At 66.0% G+C, this 1,409-nt stretch carries 1 protein-coding gene; it reads left to right on the top strand.

All coding sequences use genetic code 11. The annotated features are described in order from the left end of the window. Positions 1-93 precede the first annotated feature (93 nt). Positions 94-1,281: a Gfo/Idh/MocA family protein gene (locus EN914_RS35425; RefSeq protein ID WP_024504431.1), complete on the top strand. Its 1,188-nt coding sequence runs from the start codon at positions 94-96 to the stop codon at positions 1,279-1,281. The last annotated feature ends 128 nt before the right edge of the window (positions 1,282-1,409 follow it).

Here is a 1,409-nt window from a genome sequence, read left to right as displayed (position 1 = left end):
GGTTCACACCGCGCTCTGCCTCAACGACCCCACCCGATCCGCTGCGCGGATCGACCTCCCCTCAAGGGGGTAAGCAACAGCGAGGAGCAAGATATGGTCGACGCATCGAAGTCGGAAACGGGAGGCGGCCCGATCCGCTACGGCATGGTCGGCGGCGGGCAAGGCGCCTTCATCGGCGCGGTGCATCGGATCGCGGCGCGGCTGGACAACGAGTTCGTGCTGGTTGCCGGCGCTTTGTCAGCCGACCCGGCCCGTGCCAAGGCCTCGGCCGCCGAACTGGGGCTCGACCCCTCACGCAGCTACGCATCCTATGCCGAGATGGCCAAGGCCGAGGCGAAGCGCCCCGACGGCATCGAGGCGGTGGCCATCGTCACGCCCAACAATGTGCATGTGCCAGCGGCAAAAGCTTTCCTCGAGGCCGGCATCCACGTCATCTGCGACAAGCCGCTGGCGACGACGCTGGCCGAGGCGAAAAAGCTTGCGGCGATAGTCGAGAAGACCGGCAAGGTGTTCGTGCTGACGCACAACTACACCGCCTATCCGATGGTGCGGCAAGCACGCGAAATGGTCGCCAAGGGCGTGCTCGGCGACATCCGCATCGTGCAGTCCGAATATCCGCAGGACTGGCTGACCGAGGATTTGGCGGCGACAGGCCAGAAGCAGGCGGCGTGGCGCTCCGACCCCAAGCAGGCAGGCGCCGGCGGTGCGCTGGGCGATATCGGCACGCATGCCTACAACCTCGCCCGCTTCGTCTCGGGGCTGGAACTGGACTCCCTGTCGGCCGATCTCGACGCCTTCGTGCCGGGACGGCTACTGGATGACAACGTCAACGTCATGCTGCGCTTCAAGCCTACCGGCAAGACGCACCCGGCCAAGGGCATGATCTGGGCAAGCCAGGTGGCGCCCGGCCATGAGAACGGGCTGAAGCTGCGCATCTATGGCTCGAAGGGTGGGCTGGAATGGGTGCAGGCCGACCCGAACTATCTCTGGTACACGCCGTTCGGCCAGCCAAAGCAACTGATCACCCGCAATGGCGCCGGCGCGCTGCCGGTGGCGGGCCGTGTCAGCCGCGTCCCGTCGGGCCATCCGGAAGGCTACCTCGAAGGCTTCGCCAACGTTTACCAGGAGGCCGCACGCGCCATCCGGGCGGCGCGTAAGAAGGGCGGCAAGCCGGCAAAGGATGTCATCTTCCCGACCATACAGGACGGCGTCGAGGGCATGGCCTTCATCGAGGCTTGCGTGAAGTCGTCGAAGAAAAATGGGGCGTGGACGAAGCTGTAGTCGCACGGCGGGGAACGAAGGCCCCCTCACCCGGATTGCCAGCCGAATTGCGAACGGCAATTCGGGGCAATCCGACCTCTCCCCGAGGGGAGAGGAGGAGGAGGAGGAGGAGGAGGAGGAGATGGCGC

It is taken from the genome of Mesorhizobium sp. M7A.F.Ca.CA.001.08.2.1 (genome assembly GCF_003998455.1).
Classification (GTDB): domain Bacteria; phylum Pseudomonadota; class Alphaproteobacteria; order Rhizobiales; family Rhizobiaceae; genus Mesorhizobium; species Mesorhizobium ciceri.
The sequence above is the reverse complement of the archived record's forward strand: the minus strand, read 5'-3'. Positions and strand labels throughout refer to the sequence as shown.